1 protein-coding gene is annotated in these 385 nt (G+C 75.6%); it reads left to right on the top strand.

All coding sequences use genetic code 11. From position 1 onward, the window contains the following. Positions 1-8: 8 nt before the first annotated feature. Positions 9-385: precorrin-8X methylmutase (locus CBF90_RS17015; RefSeq protein ID WP_197690620.1), on the top strand; the 377-nt coding region annotated here is incomplete at its 3' end.

Here is a 385-nt window from a genome sequence, read left to right as displayed (position 1 = left end):
ATGACTACGTGACCGACGGCCCGGCGATCTACGTCGACTCCTTCGCCACCATCCGGCGCGAGGCCGACCTGTCCGGGGTGCCTGACGTGGCCGAGCGCCTGGCGGTCCGGATGGTGCACGGCAGCGGCCAGGTCGACCTGCTTCGCGACCTGGTGGTCCACCCGGAGGTCGTCCCGGCCGCGCGCGAGGCGCTGGAGTCGGGCGCGCCGGTGCTCTGCGACGCACGGATGGTCGCGGTCGGTGTCACCGCCTCGCGCCTCCCGCGCGGCAACGAGGTGCGCTGCGACCTCACCGACCCTCGGGTCCCCCACCTCGCTGCGGCCTGGGGGACCACCCGCACCGCGGCCGCCGTCTCCCTGTGGGAGCCGGCCCTCGAGGGCGCGGT

This window comes from Microbacterium sp. AISO3 (genome assembly GCF_002204305.1).
GTDB lineage: Bacteria > Actinomycetota > Actinomycetes > Actinomycetales > Microbacteriaceae > Microbacterium > Microbacterium arborescens.
This window is presented reverse-complemented; position numbering and strand designations above follow the sequence as displayed.